Source organism: Salipiger abyssi (assembly GCF_001975705.1).
GTDB classification, from domain to species: Bacteria; Pseudomonadota; Alphaproteobacteria; order Rhodobacterales; family Rhodobacteraceae; genus Salipiger; species Salipiger abyssi.
This window is the reverse complement of record NZ_CP015093.1, coordinates 2389065-2406049: the sequence shown is the minus strand read 5'-3', so window position 1 is coordinate 2406049 and position 16985 is coordinate 2389065. Positions and strand designations below refer to the sequence as shown.

Annotated in this window: 20 protein-coding genes and 1 tRNA gene; 12 read left to right on the top strand and 9 right to left on the bottom strand. The window is 67.0% G+C overall.

What is annotated here, in order from left to right; all coding sequences use genetic code 11:
* The first annotated feature begins 3 nt into the window (after positions 1–3).
* From Ga0080574_RS15190 to Ga0080574_RS15180, 3 genes are all read left to right on the top strand, one after another.
* A complete protein-coding gene (locus Ga0080574_RS15190) occupies positions 4–1236 on the top strand; it encodes an efflux RND transporter periplasmic adaptor subunit (protein ID WP_076701211.1) in 1233 nt (410 codons plus the stop codon).
* Positions 1237–1334: 98 nt separating this feature from the next.
* A complete protein-coding gene (locus Ga0080574_RS15185; protein ID WP_076701206.1) occupies positions 1335–1760 on the top strand; it encodes an SRPBCC family protein in 426 nt (141 codons plus the stop codon).
* The gene (locus tag Ga0080574_RS15180; protein ID WP_076701203.1) at positions 1750–2157 is read left to right on the top strand and encodes a MarR family winged helix-turn-helix transcriptional regulator; all 408 of its coding nucleotides are present in this window, start codon (positions 1750–1752) and stop codon (positions 2155–2157) included. Before Ga0080574_RS15185 ends, Ga0080574_RS15180 begins: the two co-directional genes overlap by 11 nt.
* A gap of 8 nt (positions 2158–2165) precedes the next feature.
* Here the strand turns inward: Ga0080574_RS15180 and Ga0080574_RS15175 are convergent, their stop codons facing one another.
* The gene (locus tag Ga0080574_RS15175; RefSeq protein WP_076701199.1) at positions 2166–2849 is read right to left on the bottom strand and encodes an ArsR/SmtB family transcription factor; all 684 of its coding nucleotides are present in this window, start codon (positions 2847–2849) and stop codon (positions 2166–2168) included.
* A gap of 73 nt (positions 2850–2922) precedes the next feature.
* Between Ga0080574_RS15175 and Ga0080574_RS15170 the strand changes: the two genes are divergently transcribed.
* Positions 2923–3252 carry an NIPSNAP family protein gene (locus tag Ga0080574_RS15170; RefSeq protein ID WP_076701194.1) on the top strand — a complete coding sequence of 110 codons (330 nt, stop codon included), beginning with the start codon at positions 2923–2925 and terminating at the stop codon, positions 3250–3252.
* Positions 3249–3593: an antibiotic biosynthesis monooxygenase family protein gene (locus Ga0080574_RS15165; protein ID WP_076701190.1), complete on the top strand. Its 345-nt coding sequence runs from the start codon at positions 3249–3251 to the stop codon at positions 3591–3593. Before Ga0080574_RS15170 ends, Ga0080574_RS15165 begins: the two co-directional genes overlap by 4 nt.
* 34 nt (positions 3594–3627) lie before the next feature.
* On the opposite strand, the gene Ga0080574_RS15160 is transcribed toward Ga0080574_RS15165, so the two are convergent.
* A complete protein-coding gene (locus Ga0080574_RS15160) occupies positions 3628–4212 on the bottom strand; it encodes a nucleoside 2-deoxyribosyltransferase (protein ID WP_076701186.1) in 585 nt (194 codons plus the stop codon).
* Between the two features lie 419 nt (positions 4213–4631).
* Positions 4632–4707, bottom strand: a tRNA-Lys gene (locus Ga0080574_RS15155).
* A gap of 118 nt (positions 4708–4825) precedes the next feature.
* Between Ga0080574_RS15155 and dapF the strand changes: the two genes are divergently transcribed.
* The 5 genes from dapF (at position 4826) to Ga0080574_RS15130 (ending at position 8907) form a co-directional block, all read left to right on the top strand.
* Positions 4826–5656: a diaminopimelate epimerase gene (gene dapF / locus Ga0080574_RS15150; protein ID WP_076701182.1), complete on the top strand. Its 831-nt coding sequence runs from the start codon at positions 4826–4828 to the stop codon at positions 5654–5656.
* Entirely contained in the window at positions 5653–6906 is a 1254-nt protein-coding gene (gene mtaB, locus Ga0080574_RS15145) for a tRNA (N(6)-L-threonylcarbamoyladenosine(37)-C(2))-methylthiotransferase MtaB (RefSeq protein ID WP_076701178.1), read from the top strand. The genes dapF and mtaB overlap by 4 nt, the downstream gene beginning before the upstream one ends.
* Entirely contained in the window at positions 6903–7430 is a 528-nt protein-coding gene (locus tag Ga0080574_RS15140) for a chloramphenicol phosphotransferase CPT family protein (protein WP_076701175.1), read from the top strand. Before mtaB ends, Ga0080574_RS15140 begins: the two co-directional genes overlap by 4 nt.
* Before the next feature lie 31 nt (positions 7431–7461).
* Entirely contained in the window at positions 7462–8082 is a 621-nt protein-coding gene (locus Ga0080574_RS15135) for an FMN-binding negative transcriptional regulator (protein ID WP_076701171.1), read from the top strand.
* Between the two features lie 132 nt (positions 8083–8214).
* Positions 8215–8907, top strand: a complete 693-nt coding sequence (locus Ga0080574_RS15130; RefSeq protein ID WP_076701167.1) for a CDP-alcohol phosphatidyltransferase family protein — start codon at positions 8215–8217, stop codon at positions 8905–8907.
* A 5-nt stretch (positions 8908–8912) separates the two neighbouring features.
* Here the strand turns inward: Ga0080574_RS15130 and Ga0080574_RS15125 are convergent, their stop codons facing one another.
* Positions 8913–9503 carry a thymidine kinase gene (locus Ga0080574_RS15125; protein ID WP_076701162.1) on the bottom strand — a complete coding sequence of 197 codons (591 nt, stop codon included), beginning with the start codon at positions 9501–9503 and terminating at the stop codon, positions 8913–8915.
* A 395-nt stretch (positions 9504–9898) separates the two neighbouring features.
* Here Ga0080574_RS15125 and Ga0080574_RS15120 point away from each other — a divergent pair, with 395 nt between their 5' ends.
* Complete coding sequence (locus Ga0080574_RS15120) at positions 9899–10723, top strand: autoinducer binding domain-containing protein (protein WP_076701158.1); 825 nt, start codon at positions 9899–9901, stop codon at positions 10721–10723.
* A gap of 410 nt (positions 10724–11133) precedes the next feature.
* Here Ga0080574_RS15120 and rimO read toward each other — a convergent pair whose 3' ends face one another.
* The 4 genes from rimO to Ga0080574_RS15100 form a co-directional block, all read right to left on the bottom strand.
* The gene (rimO, locus tag Ga0080574_RS15115) at positions 11134–12504 is read right to left on the bottom strand and encodes a 30S ribosomal protein S12 methylthiotransferase RimO (protein WP_076706011.1); all 1371 of its coding nucleotides are present in this window, start codon (positions 12502–12504) and stop codon (positions 11134–11136) included.
* 69 nt (positions 12505–12573) lie between these two features.
* On the bottom strand, positions 12574–13743 hold the full coding sequence (locus Ga0080574_RS15110; RefSeq protein WP_076701153.1) for a diaminopropionate ammonia-lyase: 1170 nt from the start codon (positions 13741–13743) through the stop codon (positions 12574–12576).
* A gap of 75 nt (positions 13744–13818) precedes the next feature.
* Entirely contained in the window at positions 13819–14424 is a 606-nt protein-coding gene (locus Ga0080574_RS15105; RefSeq protein ID WP_076701149.1) for a GNAT family N-acetyltransferase, read from the bottom strand.
* 154 nt (positions 14425–14578) lie between these two features.
* Positions 14579–15169 (bottom strand): GcrA family cell cycle regulator, encoded by a 591-nt coding sequence (locus Ga0080574_RS15100; RefSeq protein ID WP_076701144.1) that lies wholly within the window; start codon positions 15167–15169, stop codon positions 14579–14581.
* A 120-nt stretch (positions 15170–15289) separates the two neighbouring features.
* On the opposite strand from Ga0080574_RS15100, the gene Ga0080574_RS15095 reads away from it, so the two are divergent.
* Positions 15290–16099 (top strand): ABC transporter permease, encoded by an 810-nt coding sequence (locus Ga0080574_RS15095; protein WP_076701140.1) that lies wholly within the window; start codon positions 15290–15292, stop codon positions 16097–16099.
* Here Ga0080574_RS15095 and Ga0080574_RS15090 read toward each other — a convergent pair.
* On the bottom strand, positions 15990–16958 hold the full coding sequence (locus Ga0080574_RS15090; protein ID WP_076706010.1) for a DMT family transporter: 969 nt from the start codon (positions 16956–16958) through the stop codon (positions 15990–15992). The genes Ga0080574_RS15095 and Ga0080574_RS15090 overlap by 110 nt on opposite strands.
* Positions 16959–16985: the final 27 nt, after the last annotated feature.

The following is a 16985-nucleotide window of genomic DNA, read 5'->3' as shown; positions in this document are numbered from 1 at the left end:
GATATGGCAGACACCCGCAACCGCACCCGCCTGATCCTGTGGACCCTGCTCGCGTTGCTGCTGGGCGGCGCGCTGGTGGCCGCCTTCTGGCCGCGCGCCACGCTGGTCGATCTGGGCGCGGTCACACGCGGCCCGCTGACCGTCACCATCGACGAGGAAGGCCGCACGCAGGTGCACGATGTCTATGTGGTCTCCACCCCCGTCGCGGGCCGGCTGCTGCGCGTGCGGGCGGTGGCCGGCGATGCGGTCACCCAGGGCCAGGCGGTGGCGCATATGCGCCCCACCAACCCCGACGCGCTGGATATCCGCACCCGCGAGCAGGCCTCGGCGGCGGTCGATGCGGCGCGCGCGGCGCTCAAGGTGGCGGAGGCCGAGGTCAATGTCGCCGCCGCCGATGCCGAACTGTCGCAATCGCAATACGAGCGCGACGAGACGCTGGCCCGCAGCGGCACGGTGAGCACCGCCGCGCTCGACCGCTCGCGCTCCGAGGCGCGGGCGGCCACGGCGCGGCTGGAGACGGCACGCGCGGCGGTGTCGATGCGCGAGGCGGAGCTTGCCAATGCCCGCGCCCAGCTCATCAGCTTCGACGATATCGGCCTGGCAGCGGCGGTGGCGGGCGATCACGCCTCGGATATCCCGCTGGTCTCGCCGGTCTCGGGCCGCATCCTCCAGGTGCTGCAACAGAGCGAGACCATCCTGCCGGCGGGCACGGCGGTGCTGGAGGTGGGCGACGTGACGGGCGATCTTGAGGTGATCGTCGATCTGATCTCTTCGGATGCGGTGCAGGTGAGCCTCGGCGACCGGGTGATGATCGACGACTGGGGCGGCGAGACGGCGCTGGCGGGCGAGGTCACCCGCATCGCGCCGCTGGGCGAGACCAAGGTCTCGGCGCTGGGGGTCGAGGAGCAGCGGGTCGACGTGACCGTGCGGTTCTCCGGCCCGGAAGAGGCGCGCGCGACGCTGGGCCATGGCTATCGCGTGGTGACACGGATCGTGGTCTGGGAAGAGGCCGACACCCTGCGCGTGCCGCAAAGCGCGCTGTTCCGCGACGGTGCGGGCTGGGCGGTGTTCCGGGCGGAGAACGGTCGCGCGGTGCAGACCCCGGTGACGCTGGGGCCGGGCAATGGCAGCGCGGCACAGCTTCTCTCCGGGCTTTCGGAGAATGACAGCGTGGTGCTCTACCCGGCGGCCGGGCTGACCGACGGCGCACGCATCGCCGCACGCGAGGTGGATTGAGGCGCGTCCCGGGGTGCCCCCCTGCGTCGATGACCGCTTGCGTTAGCGTGCGGGATTCGCCATTTAGTAAATGCATTTATCATTTATGGACGACTCGCATGCGTATAGAACACACGGTCGAGATTGAGGCGCCTGCAACGACGGTCTTTGCGCTCTACGCGGACCCGGAGCTCTGGCCGGTCTGGGACGGCGAGACCAAAGCGGTCGGCCTGCCGGAACTGCGCACCGGCGCCACGGGCTGGCTGCAACCGCGCGAAGGCCCCAAGGCAAAGATCCGGGTCACCGATGTGACGCCGAACCGCTCTTTCACCATCGAGGGGACGCTGCCGCTCTGCCGCATGACCTTCGGCCACGAGCTGACCGGCAATGGCAGGCAAACACGCGCCACGCATTGGGTGCAATTCTCCGGCCCGCTCGCCTTCCTGTTCCGGCGGCTGATCGGCGCCGGGATCGACCGGACCCTGCCGGACACGCTCGCGGGGCTGAAGCGCGTCAGCGAAGAGGGCGTCGCCCGTGACCGCTGACTGGCCATCGCGCTATGCCGGGCCGCATGACAGCCCCGGTTTCATCCTGTGGCGCGACTTCATGGCATGGCAGCGCGGGCTCAACGCCGTGCTGCGGCCGCTCGGGCTGACCCAGCCGCAATTCGCGATTCTCGCGGTGTTCGGCTGGCTGGCGCAGGACGGTCGCGAGGTGACGCAACAGGCGGTGGTCGATCTTGTCGGGCTCGACCGGATGCATGTCTCGCAGATCTCGAAACGGCTGGAGACGGACGGGCTGATCCGGCGGCTGCCGGCGCAGTCCGATCAACGCGCCAAGCCGGTGGCGCTGACAGCGGAGGGCGAGGCGCTGCTGACCCGCGCCCTGCCCCTCGTCGAAGAGTATGACCGCGCCTGTTTCGACCGTCTGCGCCCGGAGTGAGCGGATGCTCAGCCGGAACCGAAGAGCCGCTCGAACGCCCGGAAACCGCTGGGTGAAAAGGTAACCACGCGGGTTTTCTGGTCACGCCGCGCCCAGGACAGGTCTTCGAACCGGCTCAGCAGCGCGCGGCCCAAGCTTCCCGCCAGATGCGAGCGGCGCTCGCTCCAGTCGAGGCATTCCCGGCAGAGCGCCGCCTGCCCCTTTTGCAGCGCGCCGAGGTCGATTCCGAGATCGGTCACCAGCCCGGCCCCCGTCTCGGTCAGGCTGAGATCCTCGCCGTCGAGCCTCAGATGACCGCCCGCAATCAGGCTGTCGAACATCTGCGTGCCCATGTCGCCCGCCAGATGGTTGTAGCACACCCGCGCCTGCCGCAGCTCGGCGTCTTTCGGCCCGGTGCGCCGGCGCAAATGCCCCGCCCCGGCGGCCAGCCCCATCAGCCCCTCAAGCACATGCGCCACCTGATCGCTGGCCAGCGAGAAATACTTGTGCCGCCCCTGCTTGCGCGGGCGCAGCAACCCGCCCTGGTCGAGTTTCGACAGGTGCGAGCTGGCCGTCTGGATGGTGATTCCCGCCTCCTCCGCCAGCTCGCTGACGGTCAGCGCCTTGCCGCTCATCAGCGCGGTCAGCATATTGGCGCGGGCGGGATCGCCAATCAGCGCGGCGATACGGGCGATATCGGGACCTTCTTTCATAGTTCGACCCTAATCGAAGCATAGACCTCTGACAATCTGCTAGTCCGGGGACAGAAACCTCAAGGAGACAGCCATGCTGACCTGCGTGATCCGCTACCATATCGACCCCACCAAGAAGGCCCAGTTCGAGCAATATGCCCGCAACTGGGGCCAGGCGATCCCGCGCTGCGGCGCCGATCTGATCGGCTATTACGCGCCGCATGAGGGCTCCAGCACGCTGGCCTACGGCATCTACAATCTGGAGAGCCTCGCGGACTACGAGGCCTATCGCGCACGGCTCGCCGCCGATCCTCTGGGCCGGGAAAGCTACGAATTCGCCATGAAGGAGAAATTCCTGCTGCGCGAGGACCGGACCTTCCTCAAGCTCGCCTCTGCGCCGCACGGCCCCGGAGCGCTGCAATGATCGTGGTGATTTTCGAGGTCGAGCCGGCAGAGGGGCGCGGGGCGGACTATCTCGACCTCGCAGCCGGGCTGCGGCCGATTCTGGAGGAGATCGAGGGCTTCATCTCGGTCGAGCGGTTCCAGAGCCTGAGCAACCCCAACAAGCTTCTGTCGCTGTCCTTCTTCGAGGATGAGGCGGCACTTGCGCACTGGCGAAGGGTCAGCGCCCATCGCAGCGCGCAGTCGCAGGGGCGACAGGGGATCTTCGACGATTACCGCATCCGGATCGCGAGCGTTATACGCGATTACGGCATGTTCGACCGCGCCGAAGCGCCGGAGGACAGCAAGGCGGCGCATTCCTGACGCCGCCCCCGCGCCTGTGGCTGGCACCCGTCGCTCAGCCGCCGGCGCGCTCCGCCAGCCAAGCCGCCGCCTGCGCCACGCAGGCCTCGAAGGCGGTTAGATCGTCATAGACGGCCCCCGGCGGCACATCCCGCGTGACAAGCACGCCGGTCGAGCGCTCGACGCTGCCATGCACCATCAGGTTGTCGCACATGTCGAACGCCTCGATCTCCATCCCGTCCGCGCCCTGCAAGGCCCCGTTCTCCCGTCGCGTCACGTCCCCCTGCCAGAAGCGCGACACGCGGTCGGCGAAATGGTCGTCCGAGTTGGAATAGGCAAAGATCGGCTTGTTCTGCGCCCGCATGAAGCCGATCTCCACCGCCGTGCCCACATCGACGCTGGGGCCGTGAAACGGCGTCAGGTTGACGATCATCGCGTCGCAATCCGACAGGGCGCGCTCCATCACGTCGAAGATTTGCAGCCCCTGATCCCGCTTGGCACGCGATGTGTCGAGCGCCACCAGCCCCATCGGAAAGACCCCGTCGAGCCCGTGCTGCGCGCAAAGCGCCTTCTTGCGCATGCCGAGCGCCTGCGGATCTGGGGCGAAAACATCGGGGCCGGCGAGATAGATTTTCGTCATGGTCGGTCCTTTGCGATCGGGTGTTTCACCATGTTGCGCGGCGTTGCCCCAGTGCTTAGTCGAGGACCGCCCGGACTGCACGCAGCGCTTCGCGCGAATCCGCCAGACGACCGGCCCGCTCACGGCAAAGTGGCGCCGGCCGCACGAAGTCTCTGCGCTTAACGCCTCCATGCGGCGCCAGAATAGCAGCGGATCGTCTCACGGGTTTCGGGAGGCCTGTGCGATGCGACTCGCGACAACACACCGGATTCCGGTCGTGACCGGCACAGGACGCCGCGGCGGTACGGGAGGGATTGGCCGTCTCAGCCTTCGAAAAGCCGGCATCGCGGCCGAACGGAGAATGAGATCTGGCGAGCCCTCCTAAGCGGTTCGCCACATCCGACATCGTTCCGAAAGGGAAAGAAAAACAGATAGTTCAGTGGTGAGCCGTGCAGGATTCGAACCTGCGACCCACTGATTAAAAGTCAGTTGCTCTACCAACTGAGCTAACGGCCCACTGTGCGGGCGCTTCTAGAAAGAGCACGGGGCAGGGTCAACCCCCGATTTACGCTTTTCTTCACCCAATCGTCACGAACTCTGGAAAGGCTCTCGCAACGGGCGTATATGCCCGCCCATGGAACACGCCCCGGATACACTGCCCTTCATGAAAATGCATGGGCTCGGCAACGACTTTGTCGTGCTGGACGGGCGTGCCCGGAACATCGAGGTCACCCCAGCCCTGGCCCGCGCCATCGCTGACCGGCATCGCGGGGTGGGCTTCGATCAGCTTGCCCTGATCGAGCGCGGCGAAGGCGATGCGCGACTCACCTTCTACAATGCCGACGGCTCCACCGCCGGCGCCTGCGGCAATGCCACCCGCTGTATCGCGCGGTTCCTGATGGATGAGACCGGGCGCGCGCGGCTGGAACTGGTCACCGAGCGCGGCACGCTGCTCGCCGAGGACGCGGGTAACGGGCTGACGTCGGTGAATATGGGCCAGCCGCAACTGCGCTGGGACGAGATTCCGCTCGCCCGCGAGATGGACACGCTGGAGCTGCCCATCGAGGGCGCCCCGACCGCCACCGGCATGGGCAACCCGCATTGCACCTTCTTTGTCGAGGATGCCGAGGCGGTGGATCTGGACGCCTTCGGGCCGGGGCACGAACATCACCCGCTTTACCCCGAACGCACCAATGTGCAGGTCGCGAGCCTCATCGGCCCGGACCACCTGCGCATGCGCGTCTGGGAGCGCGGCGTGGGCGTGACCCTGGCCTCGGGCTCATCGTCCTGCGCCACCGCCGTGGCCGCTGCACGCAGGGGGCTCACGGGACGCAAGGTGACCGTCGAGCTTGATGGCGGCACATTGCAGATCGACTGGAGCGAGGATGGTGTCTGGATGACCGGCGGCACGGCGCATGTCTTCGACGGCGTGTTCTCGCGCGCCTGGCTGGAGGCGGTAGAATGAGCGCGCCGAAATTCACCACGCTGGGCTGCCGGCTCAACGCCTACGAGACCGAGGCGATGAAGGCGCTGGCCGAAGAGGCCGGCGTCGGCGACGCGGTTGTGATCAACACCTGCGCGGTGACGGCGGAGGCGGTGCGCAAGGCGCGGCAGGAGATCCGGCGGCTGCGGCGGGAAAACCCCGAGGCCCGCGTCATCGTCACCGGCTGCGCGGCGCAGATCGACCCCGACAGCTTTGCGCAGATGGACGAGGTCGACGCGGTCATCGGCAACAGCGAAAAGATGGCGCCGGACACCTGGGCGGGGCTGTCGAACGGCTTTATCGGCGAGACCGAGCGCGTGCAGGTCAACGACATCATGTCGGTGACCGAGACGGCGGAGCATCTGATCGACGGGTTCGGCACCCGTAGCCGCGCCTATGTGCAGGTGCAGAACGGCTGCGACCACCGCTGTACCTTCTGCATCATCCCCTATGGCCGGGGCAATTCGCGCTCTGTGCCTGCGGGCGTCGTGGTGGACCAGATCAAGCGGCTGGTTCAGCAGGGCTATAACGAGGTGGTACTGACCGGGGTCGATCTGACCTCCTGGGGCGCCGACCTCCCGGGCACGCCGAGGCTGGGCGATCTCGTCATGCGCATCCTGAAGCTGACCGATGTGCCGCGCCTGCGGATCTCGTCGATCGACAGCATCGAGGCGGACGAGAATCTGATGATGGCCATCGCCACCGAGTCGCGCCTGATGCCGCATCTGCATCTCAGCCTGCAACATGGCGACGACCTGATCCTGAAGCGCATGAAGCGCCGGCATCTGCGCGACGACGCCATCCGCTTCTGCGAGGAGGCACGGCGGCTGCGCCCCGAGATGACCTTCGGCGCTGATATCATCGCGGGCTTCCCGACCGAGACCGAGGCGCATTTCGACAATTCGCTGAAGCTGGTCGAGGAGTGCGACCTGACCTGGCTGCATGTCTTCCCCTATTCCTCGCGCCCCGGCACCCCCGCCGCGAAGATCCCCAACAAGGTGGACGGTGCAACGATCAAGGCGCGCGCCGCCCGGCTGCGTGCCGCCGGAGAGGCCGCCGTGGCGCGGCATCTGGCGGCACAGCAGGGCAAGAGCCACCGCATCCTCATGGAAGCGCCGGATATGGGCCGCACCGAGCAGTTCACCGAGGTGACGCTGACCGCGCCCCAGACCGAGGGCAGCATCGTGACGGCCACGATCACCGGCCAGAACGGCCAGCGACTGGTGGCATGAGCCGGATCGTCCTGCTGCACGGGGCTTCGAGCAGCGGCAAGACAACTCTCGCCAAGGCCCTGCAAACCCGCGCGCCTTTCCCCTTCCTGCGGCTCTCCTTCGACACGTTGCGCGACGGTGGTGCCTTACCGCCTGCCGCGCGCGGGGACTGGACGAAGATCCGGGACGCGGTGTTCGAGGGGCTGCACCGCAGCTTTGCAGGCTTTGCCGAGAGCGGCTGCGACATGATCGTCGAGCATATCCTCGACACGTCGGGATGGCATGGCAGGTTGCAGGATCTTCTGGCGGGCCACGACCTGCTCTTCGTCGGCGTTTTCACACCACCGGAGGAGCTGGCGCGGCGCGAGGTTGCGCGCGGTGACCGCCGTCAGGGCAGTGCCGTCGAGGACGCGGCGCGCATCCATGCCGGACTGCGCTACGATCTCGAACTCGACGGCAGGGCGCCGCCCAAGGAGAATGCAGACCGGATCCTTGCGGCGATGGCTCGACCGGTTCAAGCTCGCTCGATGTTCTTTTCCAGCTAGTTCCAGCTCTCCCGACAACCGAGAGGTCGAAATGCATCCCAACCCGATCTTCCGCCGCACCGAAGAGGCCGAGAGCCTGCGGCTGGTCCGTGAGCGGGCCTTTGGCACGCTGGCCGTCTCGACCGAGGGCGCGCCGCTGCTGAGCCATGTGCCGTTTCTGCTCTCCGAGGATGGCAGCCACGCGGATCTGCATCTGGTGCGCTCCAACCCGATCACCCGCGCGGCACGCGAGGCGCTGCCGGCGCGGCTCGCGGTCGGTGGGCCGGACGGCTATGTCTCGCCGGACTGGTACGGGATGGGCCCCGATCAGGTGCCGACCTGGAACTATGTCGCGGTGCATCTGACCGGGCGGCTGGTGCCGCTGCCGCAGGAGGCGCTGGAACCGCTGCTGGCGGCGCAATCCGCCGCCTATGAGGCCCGGCTGCCCAAGGCGCCCTGGACGATGGACAAGCTCTCGGACGAGGCCAAGGGCAAGCTGATGCGCATGATCCTGCCCTTCCGGCTGGAAATCGAGCAGATCGACAGCACCTGGAAGCTGAGCCAGAACAAGCCCGACGAGGCGCGCCGGGCCGCCGGCGCGGCGCTGGAGACCGGCTTCGGCCAGGAGCTGACCGCGCTCGCCGCGCTCATGCGGAGCCCGCCCCGGACCTGATCCGGGGCCTCCTGCCTTGGACATCGTCGCTGAGGCCCCGGATCAAGCCCGGGGCGGGACATGCTTGCCGGATCTGCCGCAAATCCGCAGGTTCGGTTTGCGGTCAGCGTCCGGATACGGCATGACACGCTGATGACACGCGCCTCGCAAGCTCTGCTCGTTCACCTTTTCACCGCCACCGGAGCGGTCTTTGCCATGCTCGCGCTGCTGGCCGCCGCGCAGGGGCAATGGTCGGTGATGTTCCTCTGGCTGGTGGTCGCCTTCTTTGTCGACGGGCTCGACGGGCCACTGGCGCGGAAATACGACGTCAAGACCAACGCGCCGCGCTTCGACGGCGTGGTGCTCGACCTGATCATCGACTACCTGACCTATGTGTTCATCCCGGCCTTCGCGCTGTTTCATTCCGGGCTACTGCCGGGCTGGACCGGCTGGCTGGCGATCATCCTCATCACCTTTGCCAGCGCGCTCTATTTCGCCGACAGCCGGATGAAGACCGAGGACAATTCCTTTCACGGCTTCCCGGGCTGCTGGAACATGCTGGTGCTGGTGCTCTTTGCGATTCAGCCGAATTTCTGGGTGATCCTGTCGCTCGTCGCGCTGCTGGCGGTTGCGATGTTCCTGCCGCTGAAATTCATCCACCCGGTGCGCACCGAGCGCTGGCGCGTGGTGTCTCTGCCCGTCGCGCTGGCCTGGACGTTTTTCGCCGGCTGGGCGGCCTGGGTGGATTTCCACCCTGAAAGCTGGGCGCATTGGGGGCTGGTGGCGACGTCGGTCTATCTGATCTTTGCCGGCATCGCGCAACAGATCCTGCCCCGGCGCGGCTGATCGCCCTATTCCGGCGCCCGCTCGCCCATCGCCTCGCGCCAGTGCCGGCGGCAGAGCGAGACATAGGTCTCGTTGCCGCCGATCTGCACCTGATCGCCATCCATCACCGCCCGGCCCTGCGCGTCCTGGCGGATCACCATCGTCGCCTTGCGCCCGCAATGGCAGATCGTGCGCACCTCGCGCAGCGTATCGGCCAGCGCCAGCAACACCGCCGAGCCGGGGAAAAGCTGCCCGCGAAAATCCACACGCAGCCCGTAGGCCATGACCGGAATGTTCAGATCGTCGGCCACGCGCGCCAGCTGCCAGACCTGAGGCTCGGTCAGGAACTGCGCCTCATCGACAAAGATGCAGGCGAGATTCCGACCCGAGGCCTGCGCCTCGATCCGGGCAAAGAGATCGTCCTCCGCCGTGAAGGTATCCGCCTCGCGCCCCAGTCCGATGCGTGAGCCGATCCGGCCTTCGCCGGCCCGCGTGTCGAGCCGCGCGGTCAGCAGATAGACCTCCATTCCGCGCTCGCCATAGTTATGAGCCGCCTGCAAGAGCAGCGTCGACTTGCCCGCATTCATTGTCGAGTAGTGAAAATAGAGCTTGGCCATGGCGCCGTTCCATGCCGCAGGCGGCGCGGACACGCAAGCCGGCGCGGCCTGCGAAGCGGGCAAAAGATATCCTGCTCGGGCCACCTCGCCGGCCTCGCAGCGCATCTCGCGACGCAGAGCCCCACCACCCGCGGCGGAATAACATTTGCCTCAGGCTTGGCTAATGGGACATGATAGCAAAGCTTCCCGCCGTTTTTGGCCGGGTCCAATACGCAGGCAGCATTTGGGATGTCGTTTCTTAGTCGTTATTTGAAAAGACCGGACAAAACGTTGCGGAGGCATCCCGGCGGCAAGCGTCCGTGCCCGCGGAGCGGACCGCCCGTCGCGCCATCCCGAACATGAAACCGCCTGGAAAATCCCCCCAGACCCGCCCCCTGACTGCGGCGGAAGGGCATGTGCCCGAGCTCTTGCAGCGGTTCTTGCTGCGGCTCGAAACCACTGAGACCTCGCGCCAGGTCTGGCGCCTGCTTGTCACGCTGGGTCGCGAGCTTCAGCTCCCATACGTCGACTTTATCTCGGCAAGCTCCTGGCACGGCTGGAAAAAGACCCGTTTCATCCGCACCTCTTACGACGCCTCCTGGGTCAATCGCTACTACGAAGATCCTGAAATGCTGCGCTGGTCGTATTTTCGCAGCCACGCGATGAACAATCTCACCCCCCTCGCGATCGGGCTCGAATTCGCCGACGAATACAAGCAGGTGCCCAAGCAGCGCCTCGAGATCCTGCGCGAGGCCGCACGGCGCGGCATCCGCGCCGGCTATTCGATCCCGCTGCGCTGCAATGCGCCGCCGCAAAGCGCGCTCATCAGCTTTTCCGGCGATCATTCCCGCCGCGACATGCTGACTATCATCAACGCCCATGGCTGGACGCTGACCACCGCCGCCCTGACCGGGCATCAGCGCTATCTCTACCATTTCGGCCGTGAATTCGCCCAACGCAACCGCATCACGCCGAAACAGCTTGAACTGCTCGAGCTGCTCGGAGACGGGCTTCAGGACAAGCAGATCGCCGACCGGCTGGGCGTCTCGATCTCGGCGGTGCGGCAGAGGATGCACGCCCTGTCGCAGAACACCGGCATGACCTCGCGCGCGGAACTGGCGGCGCTGGCCATGTCGCTCGGCGTACTGCCGGATCCGCTCAACCGCCCCGGCGACGGCGAGGCGCAGACCCTGATCGAGATGGACGATGGCGGTGCCATGCTGCGCACCGTCGTGCTCTAAGCTGGAGCGCACGCTTCGCCACTCCGGCACCACACAAAAAGAATGCTCCCCTTCTCAGAGGAGCATTCTCAAGGATCTGAAAAGCTTCGTAAAACCACTTCCCCCCGAAAGGATGAAACAAGGACACGCAGCGGGAAAACCGCCTCTCGGCACAACCGCAAAACGGCTTTCCCCCGGCGCGGCCGGATCATGCGAACCGGTAATGGCTCTTCCCTGCTGGCCCGACCGAACGCCACTATTTTAACACAAATTTAGATTTTTGTCCGTTAGCGATGAGCAGCCAAAAACACGCACGCCTCGATTTAGGCCTTTCCCGCGCGGCGAAACTGCAAGAATCGACAGGGCACGACGCAGTCACGTCGCTTTTTTTGACTCGGCGGTAAAGAATCGGTCGCGACGTCGTCGCGCGCTCAGCCGTGGATCAAACGCCCCCAAAGGTCGTATTCTCCCGCCTCGTCCACCTCGACGGTGACGATATCGCCGGGGCTCAGCGCCTCGTGACCCTCGTCGATAAAGAGATTGCCGTCGATCTCGGGCGCATCGGCCATGGTCCGGCAGGTGGCGGCGTCGTCCTCGACCAGATCCACGATCACCTCCAGCCGCTTGCCGACCTTGGCGGCGAGCTTGGCCTCGGAAATCTCCTGCGCCTTTTCCATGAAGCGCTCCCAGCGCTCCTGCTTGAGCTCGGGCGCCACATGATCGGGCAGCGCGTTCGAGCGGGCACCGGCGACATTCTCGTATTGAAAGCAACCCACCCGGTCGAGCTGCGCCTCGTCGAGCCAGTCGAGCAGAGTCTGGAATTCCGCCTCGGTCTCGCCGGGATAGCCGACGATGAAGGTCGAGCGCAGCACGATCTCGGGACAGGCGGCGCGCCAGGCGGCGATCTCGTCCAGTGTCCTGGCCGCCGCCGCCGGCCGCGCCATGCGGCGCAGCGTGTCGGGATGGGCATGCTGGAACGGGATATCCAGATAGGGCAGAACCAGCCCCTCGGCCATCATCGGCACCAGGTCGCGCACATGCGGATAGGGATAGACGTAATGCATCCGCACCCAGGCGCCGAGGCTGCCCAGTTCGCGCGCCAGCGGCAGGATCGGGAACTTGTCGGCGCGGTCCTTCCAGTCGGTGCCATAGGCACTGGTGTCCTGGCTGATCACCAGCAGCTCTTTCACCCCGGCCTCGACCAGCTTTTCCGCCTCGCGCAGCACTGCCTTTGCGGGCCTTGATGCGAGCTTGCCGCGCATGTCGGGGATGATGCAGAACTTGCAGGCGTGATTGCAGCCTTCGGAGATCTTGAGATAGCTGTAATGGCGCGGCGTCAGCTTGACCCCGCTCGACGGCAGCAGATCGACGAAGGGGTCGGGCGCGGGCGGCACCGCGCCATGCACCGCGTCCAGCACCTGCTCGTATTGATGCGGGCCGGTGACGGCCAGCACCTTGGGATGCACGCCGGTGATATAGTCGGGCTCGGCGCCCAGACAGCCGGTGACGATCACCCGGCCATTCTCGTTCAGCGCCTCGCCGATGGCCTCAAGGCTTTCCGCCTTGGCGCTGTCGAGAAAGCCGCAGGTGTTCACGATCACCGCGTCGGCGCCGCTGTAATCGGGCGAGATGCCATAGCCCTCGGCGCGCAGCCGGGTGAGGATGCGCTCGCTGTCGACCAGCGCCTTGGGGCAGCCCAGCGAGACCATGCCGATGGTCGGCTGGCCGTCGCGTTTGGTCTCGGAAAGGCGGGCGCGCGCCAGATCGGGGCGCAACTCGGGAGGATTCTGCATGGCGGGCATATAATGGAGCGCGCGGGTGCGGGGAAGCACCCGTTTCGATATTCTCGCGAATGCCGCCCGCCCTGCGGCTCAGCCGCCCATGATCTGGCGGTAAAGTGCTTCGTCGGTGGCGCCCTCGCTGCCAAAGACCAGGATCCGCGATGTGCCGCTGATCCCGAGCGCCGTCCGCCAGTTGGCGTTGCCGCAGCAGGCCTCCGCCGCCGCAAGCCCGGCCACGGCGGATTCGCCAGCAACCACCGGCGGCGTGCCCGCCGCGAGGCGCCGCATCCAGCGCGGCACCGCCTCCTCGGGCACACCCACCGCCGCGTCGCAATGGTCCTTGAGGATCTCCCATGCCAAAAGCGAGACCTCGCCGCAGGCCAGACCCGCCATCATCGTGTCGAGCGCGCCCTCGTCGGCCACCGGCGCCCCGGCGCGAAAGCTCTTCAGCCAGCAATCGGCCTTCAGCGGATCGGCCAGCACCAGCCGGGGCCGCACCGCGCCGTAACGCCGCTTGGCAGAGGCCGCGACCGCCGCCGCCATGCCGCCCACGCCGGTCTGCACAAAGATATGGGTCGGCGCCTCGGGCAAGGCGTCGAAGGCCTCCGCCGCCATGATCTCGTAGCCTTGCATCACGTCGCGCGGCACGTCGGTATAGCCGGGATAGGAAGTGTCGGAGACGACGAACCAGCCCTCGACATCGGCGGTCTCCTGCGCCTCGCGCAGGCTGGCGTCGTAGTTGCCTTGCGTGCGCCGGACCTCGGCGCCGTATTGTGCGATGGCCTCACGGCGGCCTTCGGAAACCGTCTCATGGGTAAAGATGACACAGCGCGCACCAAAGCGCTGCGCGCCCCAGGCGACCGAGCGCCCGTGATTGCCGTCGGTGGCGCAGCAGACGGTGATTTCCGCCGCGTCCGGATGGGTGCGGTCGATGATCTCCTGCATCGGGATCTCGCGCCCCAGCCGCGCCGAAAGCTCCCGGCGCAGCAGCCGCGCCACGGCGTATGCACCGCCGAGCGCCTTGAAACTGCCGAGCCCGAAGCGCGCGCTTTCGTCCTTGTAGCGCACGGTGGCGACGCCGAATTCCGTCGCGACATCGGCGAGCGCGTGCAGCGGCGTGGGCGCATAGCCGGGCCAGTGCGAGATCGCGTCATAAGCGGCGGCAAAGGCAGGGTCGGAGAGAATGTCGTCTTGCGCGGGCGTCCAAACGCCATCGGGCTTCGCAAGAGGATTGGCAACGAACTCGTAGCTGGATGTCATGCCGATCTCCCTGCGGCGCCGGATCGCGTCACCGTTTCAGAAATCGCCGCGCGCTTCAATCGTGCTGGCACCCGCTCATTCGCGCCCCATCCAGAGGGTGCGCCCCTCCGCGTAACCCAGATCCCTGAACCCCATCTTGCGCCAGAAACCCAGCGCGCGGGCGTTCGCGCGATTGACCCCGACATGAACACCGCCGGCCCGCTGCGCCTCGGCCAGACGCCGCCAGTCGGCGAAGAGCCGCGTGCCGAGCCCGGCGCCCTGAAGACGGGGCAGCAGGTTCATATGCAGGTGCGCGGGGTAATGGTCTGTCACGGTGACGGGCGGCGCCTCCGGGTGATGGATCATGAAGGCCCGCCGCTGGTCCGGCGTGCGCTCTGGCGCCGGGAACTCCGCCGGGTCGGGATAGCGCCGGCGCAATGCCGGCCACCAGTCGCGCTCCAGCCGCTCCTGCCAGCCAAGCGTATCGGCGGTGCCCACCACAAACCCCGCGACGCCCGCGTCATCCTCCACCACAAGCGCCAGCTCCGGGCAGAGCGCGGCATAGGGCGCGGAGTAGATATGCCCCATCAGAGCCGGATCGTCGTAGAGATGCGAGGCATCGCCCCCCTCGAAACCGGTGGCAAGCGAGATCGCGTAGAGCGCGTCGATGTCTTCCGGCCTGACCGGGCGGATGCGGGTCATTTCGTCCTGCGCCTCAGAGGGTCCGCCCGTAGGCTATCCCGCCCCGCACGCCATGCCAATCCGCGCCCGGTCGCCACGGAGCCGCAGAAAGACAAAGGGACGCGCCATGACGGCCCGTCCCCTTACAGTGCTGAAAGCCTGCGTTGCCCCGCGCTCAGCGGCGGCGGTCGCGGCGCGAGGACATCGGCTGGAAGGCCACGCCCACATGCGCGTCGCAATAGGGTTTGCCCTGCTGCACCGGCAGACCGCAGAACCAGAAATCCTCGGTCGCCGGGTCGCCCACCGGCCATTTGCAGGTGCGCTCGGTCAGCTCCATCAGCGTCAGCTTCTTGGCCTTCTTCTCGACCTCGCTGACCTTGGCGAGCGCCTCGGGGCTGATCTCGTTCGCCGAAGGCTGCGGCGGCAGCGGCTGGCCGGCGGGGATGATCTGCTTGCGCGTGGCCGGCGGCGCGGACCGCGTCTCGGCGGCAGCCGGCACGGCGGGTTCGCGCGGCTTGGCTTCGGGCTCGGGCTCAGCCGGTTTCGGTGCCGCCTTGGGCTTGACCTCCTTGGGGGCCTTCGCCTCCTTGGCAGGGGCCGCCGCCGGTGCGCCGGCGCCGGTACGGTTCGACAGGCCCAGACGATGCACCTTGCCGATCACGGCATTGCGCGTGACACCGCCCAGTTCCTTGGCGATCTGGCTGGCGGACTGACCTTCCGCCCACATCTTCTTAAGCAGCTCGACGCGCTCATCGGTCCAGGACATGATGTATCCTTATTGAAAAAGCGGCCCACGACCGGGGCCGCCTGGAAATTCCGCGGTTGGCCCTATTGTAGTCATCGTCATCCGAGTTACAAGCCAAGGCCGCAGAGGAAAGGGCCGCGAATGACCGATATCCCCCATACCGATCCCGGCGAACGCCGCTTTGGCCGCGTCAACTGGCTGGGGCTCTACACGCTGTGCCGGCGCGAGGTGCGGCGTTTCACCAATGTCTGGACCCAGACGCTGCTGGCACCGCTGGTGACGGCGGGGCTGTTCATGGTGATCTTTACCATCGCCATCGGCCCGCGCCGGGGCGACGTGATGGGCGTGCCCTTCACCAGCTTCATCGCGCCGGGCATCCTTATGATGACGGTGATCCAGAACGCCTTTGCCAACACCTCCTCCTCCATCGTGATCTCGAAGGTGCAGGGCAATATCGTCGATACGCTGATGCCACCGCTGGCGCCGTTCGAGCTGGTGCTGGGCTATCTCGCCGGCGGCGTGGCGCGCGGGCTCTTCGTGGCCGTGGCGATCGCGCTGGGGATCTGGCTGACCACCGGGCTGGCGCCGGCGCACCCGCTGGTGCTGCTGGTCTTCGCCACGCTCGGCGCTGCCTTCCTGTCGGCGCTCGGCATGCTGGCGGGGCTCTGGGCCAACAAGTTCGACCAGATGGCGGCGATCACCAATTTCCTCGTCACCCCGCTCGCCTTCCTCTCGGGCACCTTCTACTCGGTGCAGGCGCTGCCGCCCGGGCTCTACGAGGTGACCCACTTCAACCCGGTCTTCTACCTGATCGACGGCGCGCGCTACGGCATGCTCGGCGTCAGCGACGCGGCTCCGGGCTTTGGCTTTGCGGTGGCGCTGGCGGCGACAGCGGCGGTGCTGCTTGCGGCGTGGGCGCTGATCCGGACGGGCTGGCGGCTGAAGGCCTGAGCCGCGCCTCGCGCCAGGCCAGCAGCCCGGCGCCGCTCACGATGATCAGCGCGCCGAGGGCCGAGACCGCATCCGGCACCTCGGCGAACAGCAGGAAGTCGTAAAGCGCCGCAAAGATCAGCGCGGCGTACCAGAACGGCGCCACGAAGCTGGCATCGGCGCGCCGGATCGCCTGGAGGAAACAGGTCTGCGCCGAGGCCATGAGCAGCCCGAGCCCCGCAAGCGCCGCCCATTGCGACGGTGTCGGCATCTGCCAGACCGCCAGCGCCGCGAGGCTGGCAATGCAGGCGCCGATGAAATTGTTGATCAGCAGGATCTGGAACGCCCCCTCGCGCCCGCTCAGCCGCTTGATCACCACCACCTCCGCCCCGAGGCAGAGCGCCGCCCCCAGCGCCAGCAGTGCGGCGGGCTGAAACGCCTGCGGCGTCGGGCGCAGCAGCACCATCGCCCCCACAAGCGCGATCACGGCAGCCGAGATACGCACCCTCCCGACCTTTTCGCCGAGAAACGGAACCGCCAGCAACATGCCCACCACCGGGTTCAGAAAGCTGATGGCGGTGGCATCGGCCAGCGGGATGAAGGCGGCGGCGGCGAACATGAAGCTGACCCCGCCCCAGCCGCAAAGCACCCGCAGCACATGGGTGGACCAGGCCGGGCGGGTGAACCGCGGGCGCAGCACCAGCGCGGCGGTCGAAAATGCCATCAGCGCAAAGATAAACCGCCCCTGGCTCACCTGGAGCGGATGCAATGGCGCGCCCAGCGTGTCGGTGCCGAGCATTTTGGCAAACAGTGTCGTCCCTGCCACGAGGGCGGAGGCACAAAGCGTGAGCACCGCGGCGAGCGGCGGGTTGGGGCGCATATCCATGTCTACCGCTTTGCGCTGCGC

Excerpts from the sequence above, each read along its gene's own strand:
- Ga0080574_RS15190 (WP_076701211.1), top strand. The coding sequence starts at position 4 with ATGGCAGACACCCGCAACCGCACCCGCCTGATCCTGTGGACCCTGCTC.
- Ga0080574_RS15185 (WP_076701206.1), top strand. The coding sequence starts at position 1,335 with ATGCGTATAGAACACACGGTCGAGATTGAGGCGCCTGCAACGACGGTC.
- Ga0080574_RS15175 (WP_076701199.1), bottom strand. The coding sequence starts at position 2,849 with ATGAAAGAAGGTCCCGATATCGCCCGTATCGCCGCGCTGATTGGCGAT.
- Ga0080574_RS15170 (WP_076701194.1), top strand. The coding sequence starts at position 2,923 with ATGCTGACCTGCGTGATCCGCTACCATATCGACCCCACCAAGAAGGCC.
- Ga0080574_RS15165 (WP_076701190.1), top strand. The coding sequence starts at position 3,249 with ATGATCGTGGTGATTTTCGAGGTCGAGCCGGCAGAGGGGCGCGGGGCG.
- Ga0080574_RS15160 (WP_076701186.1), bottom strand. The coding sequence starts at position 4,212 with ATGACGAAAATCTATCTCGCCGGCCCCGATGTTTTCGCCCCAGATCCG.
- dapF (WP_076701182.1), top strand. The coding sequence starts at position 4,826 with ATGGAACACGCCCCGGATACACTGCCCTTCATGAAAATGCATGGGCTC.
- mtaB (WP_076701178.1), top strand. The coding sequence starts at position 5,653 with ATGAGCGCGCCGAAATTCACCACGCTGGGCTGCCGGCTCAACGCCTAC.
- Ga0080574_RS15140 (WP_076701175.1), top strand. The coding sequence starts at position 6,903 with ATGAGCCGGATCGTCCTGCTGCACGGGGCTTCGAGCAGCGGCAAGACA.
- Ga0080574_RS15135 (WP_076701171.1), top strand. The coding sequence starts at position 7,462 with ATGCATCCCAACCCGATCTTCCGCCGCACCGAAGAGGCCGAGAGCCTG.
- Ga0080574_RS15130 (WP_076701167.1), top strand. The coding sequence starts at position 8,215 with ATGACACGCGCCTCGCAAGCTCTGCTCGTTCACCTTTTCACCGCCACC.
- Ga0080574_RS15125 (WP_076701162.1), bottom strand. The coding sequence starts at position 9,503 with ATGGCCAAGCTCTATTTTCACTACTCGACAATGAATGCGGGCAAGTCG.
- rimO (WP_076706011.1), bottom strand. The coding sequence starts at position 12,504 with ATGCCCGCCATGCAGAATCCTCCCGAGTTGCGCCCCGATCTGGCGCGC.
- Ga0080574_RS15110 (WP_076701153.1), bottom strand. The coding sequence starts at position 13,743 with ATGACATCCAGCTACGAGTTCGTTGCCAATCCTCTTGCGAAGCCCGAT.
- Ga0080574_RS15105 (WP_076701149.1), bottom strand. The coding sequence starts at position 14,424 with ATGACCCGCATCCGCCCGGTCAGGCCGGAAGACATCGACGCGCTCTAC.
- Ga0080574_RS15100 (WP_076701144.1), bottom strand. The coding sequence starts at position 15,169 with ATGTCCTGGACCGATGAGCGCGTCGAGCTGCTTAAGAAGATGTGGGCG.
- Ga0080574_RS15095 (WP_076701140.1), top strand. The coding sequence starts at position 15,290 with ATGACCGATATCCCCCATACCGATCCCGGCGAACGCCGCTTTGGCCGC.
- Ga0080574_RS15090 (WP_076706010.1), bottom strand. The coding sequence starts at position 16,958 with ATGCGCCCCAACCCGCCGCTCGCCGCGGTGCTCACGCTTTGTGCCTCC.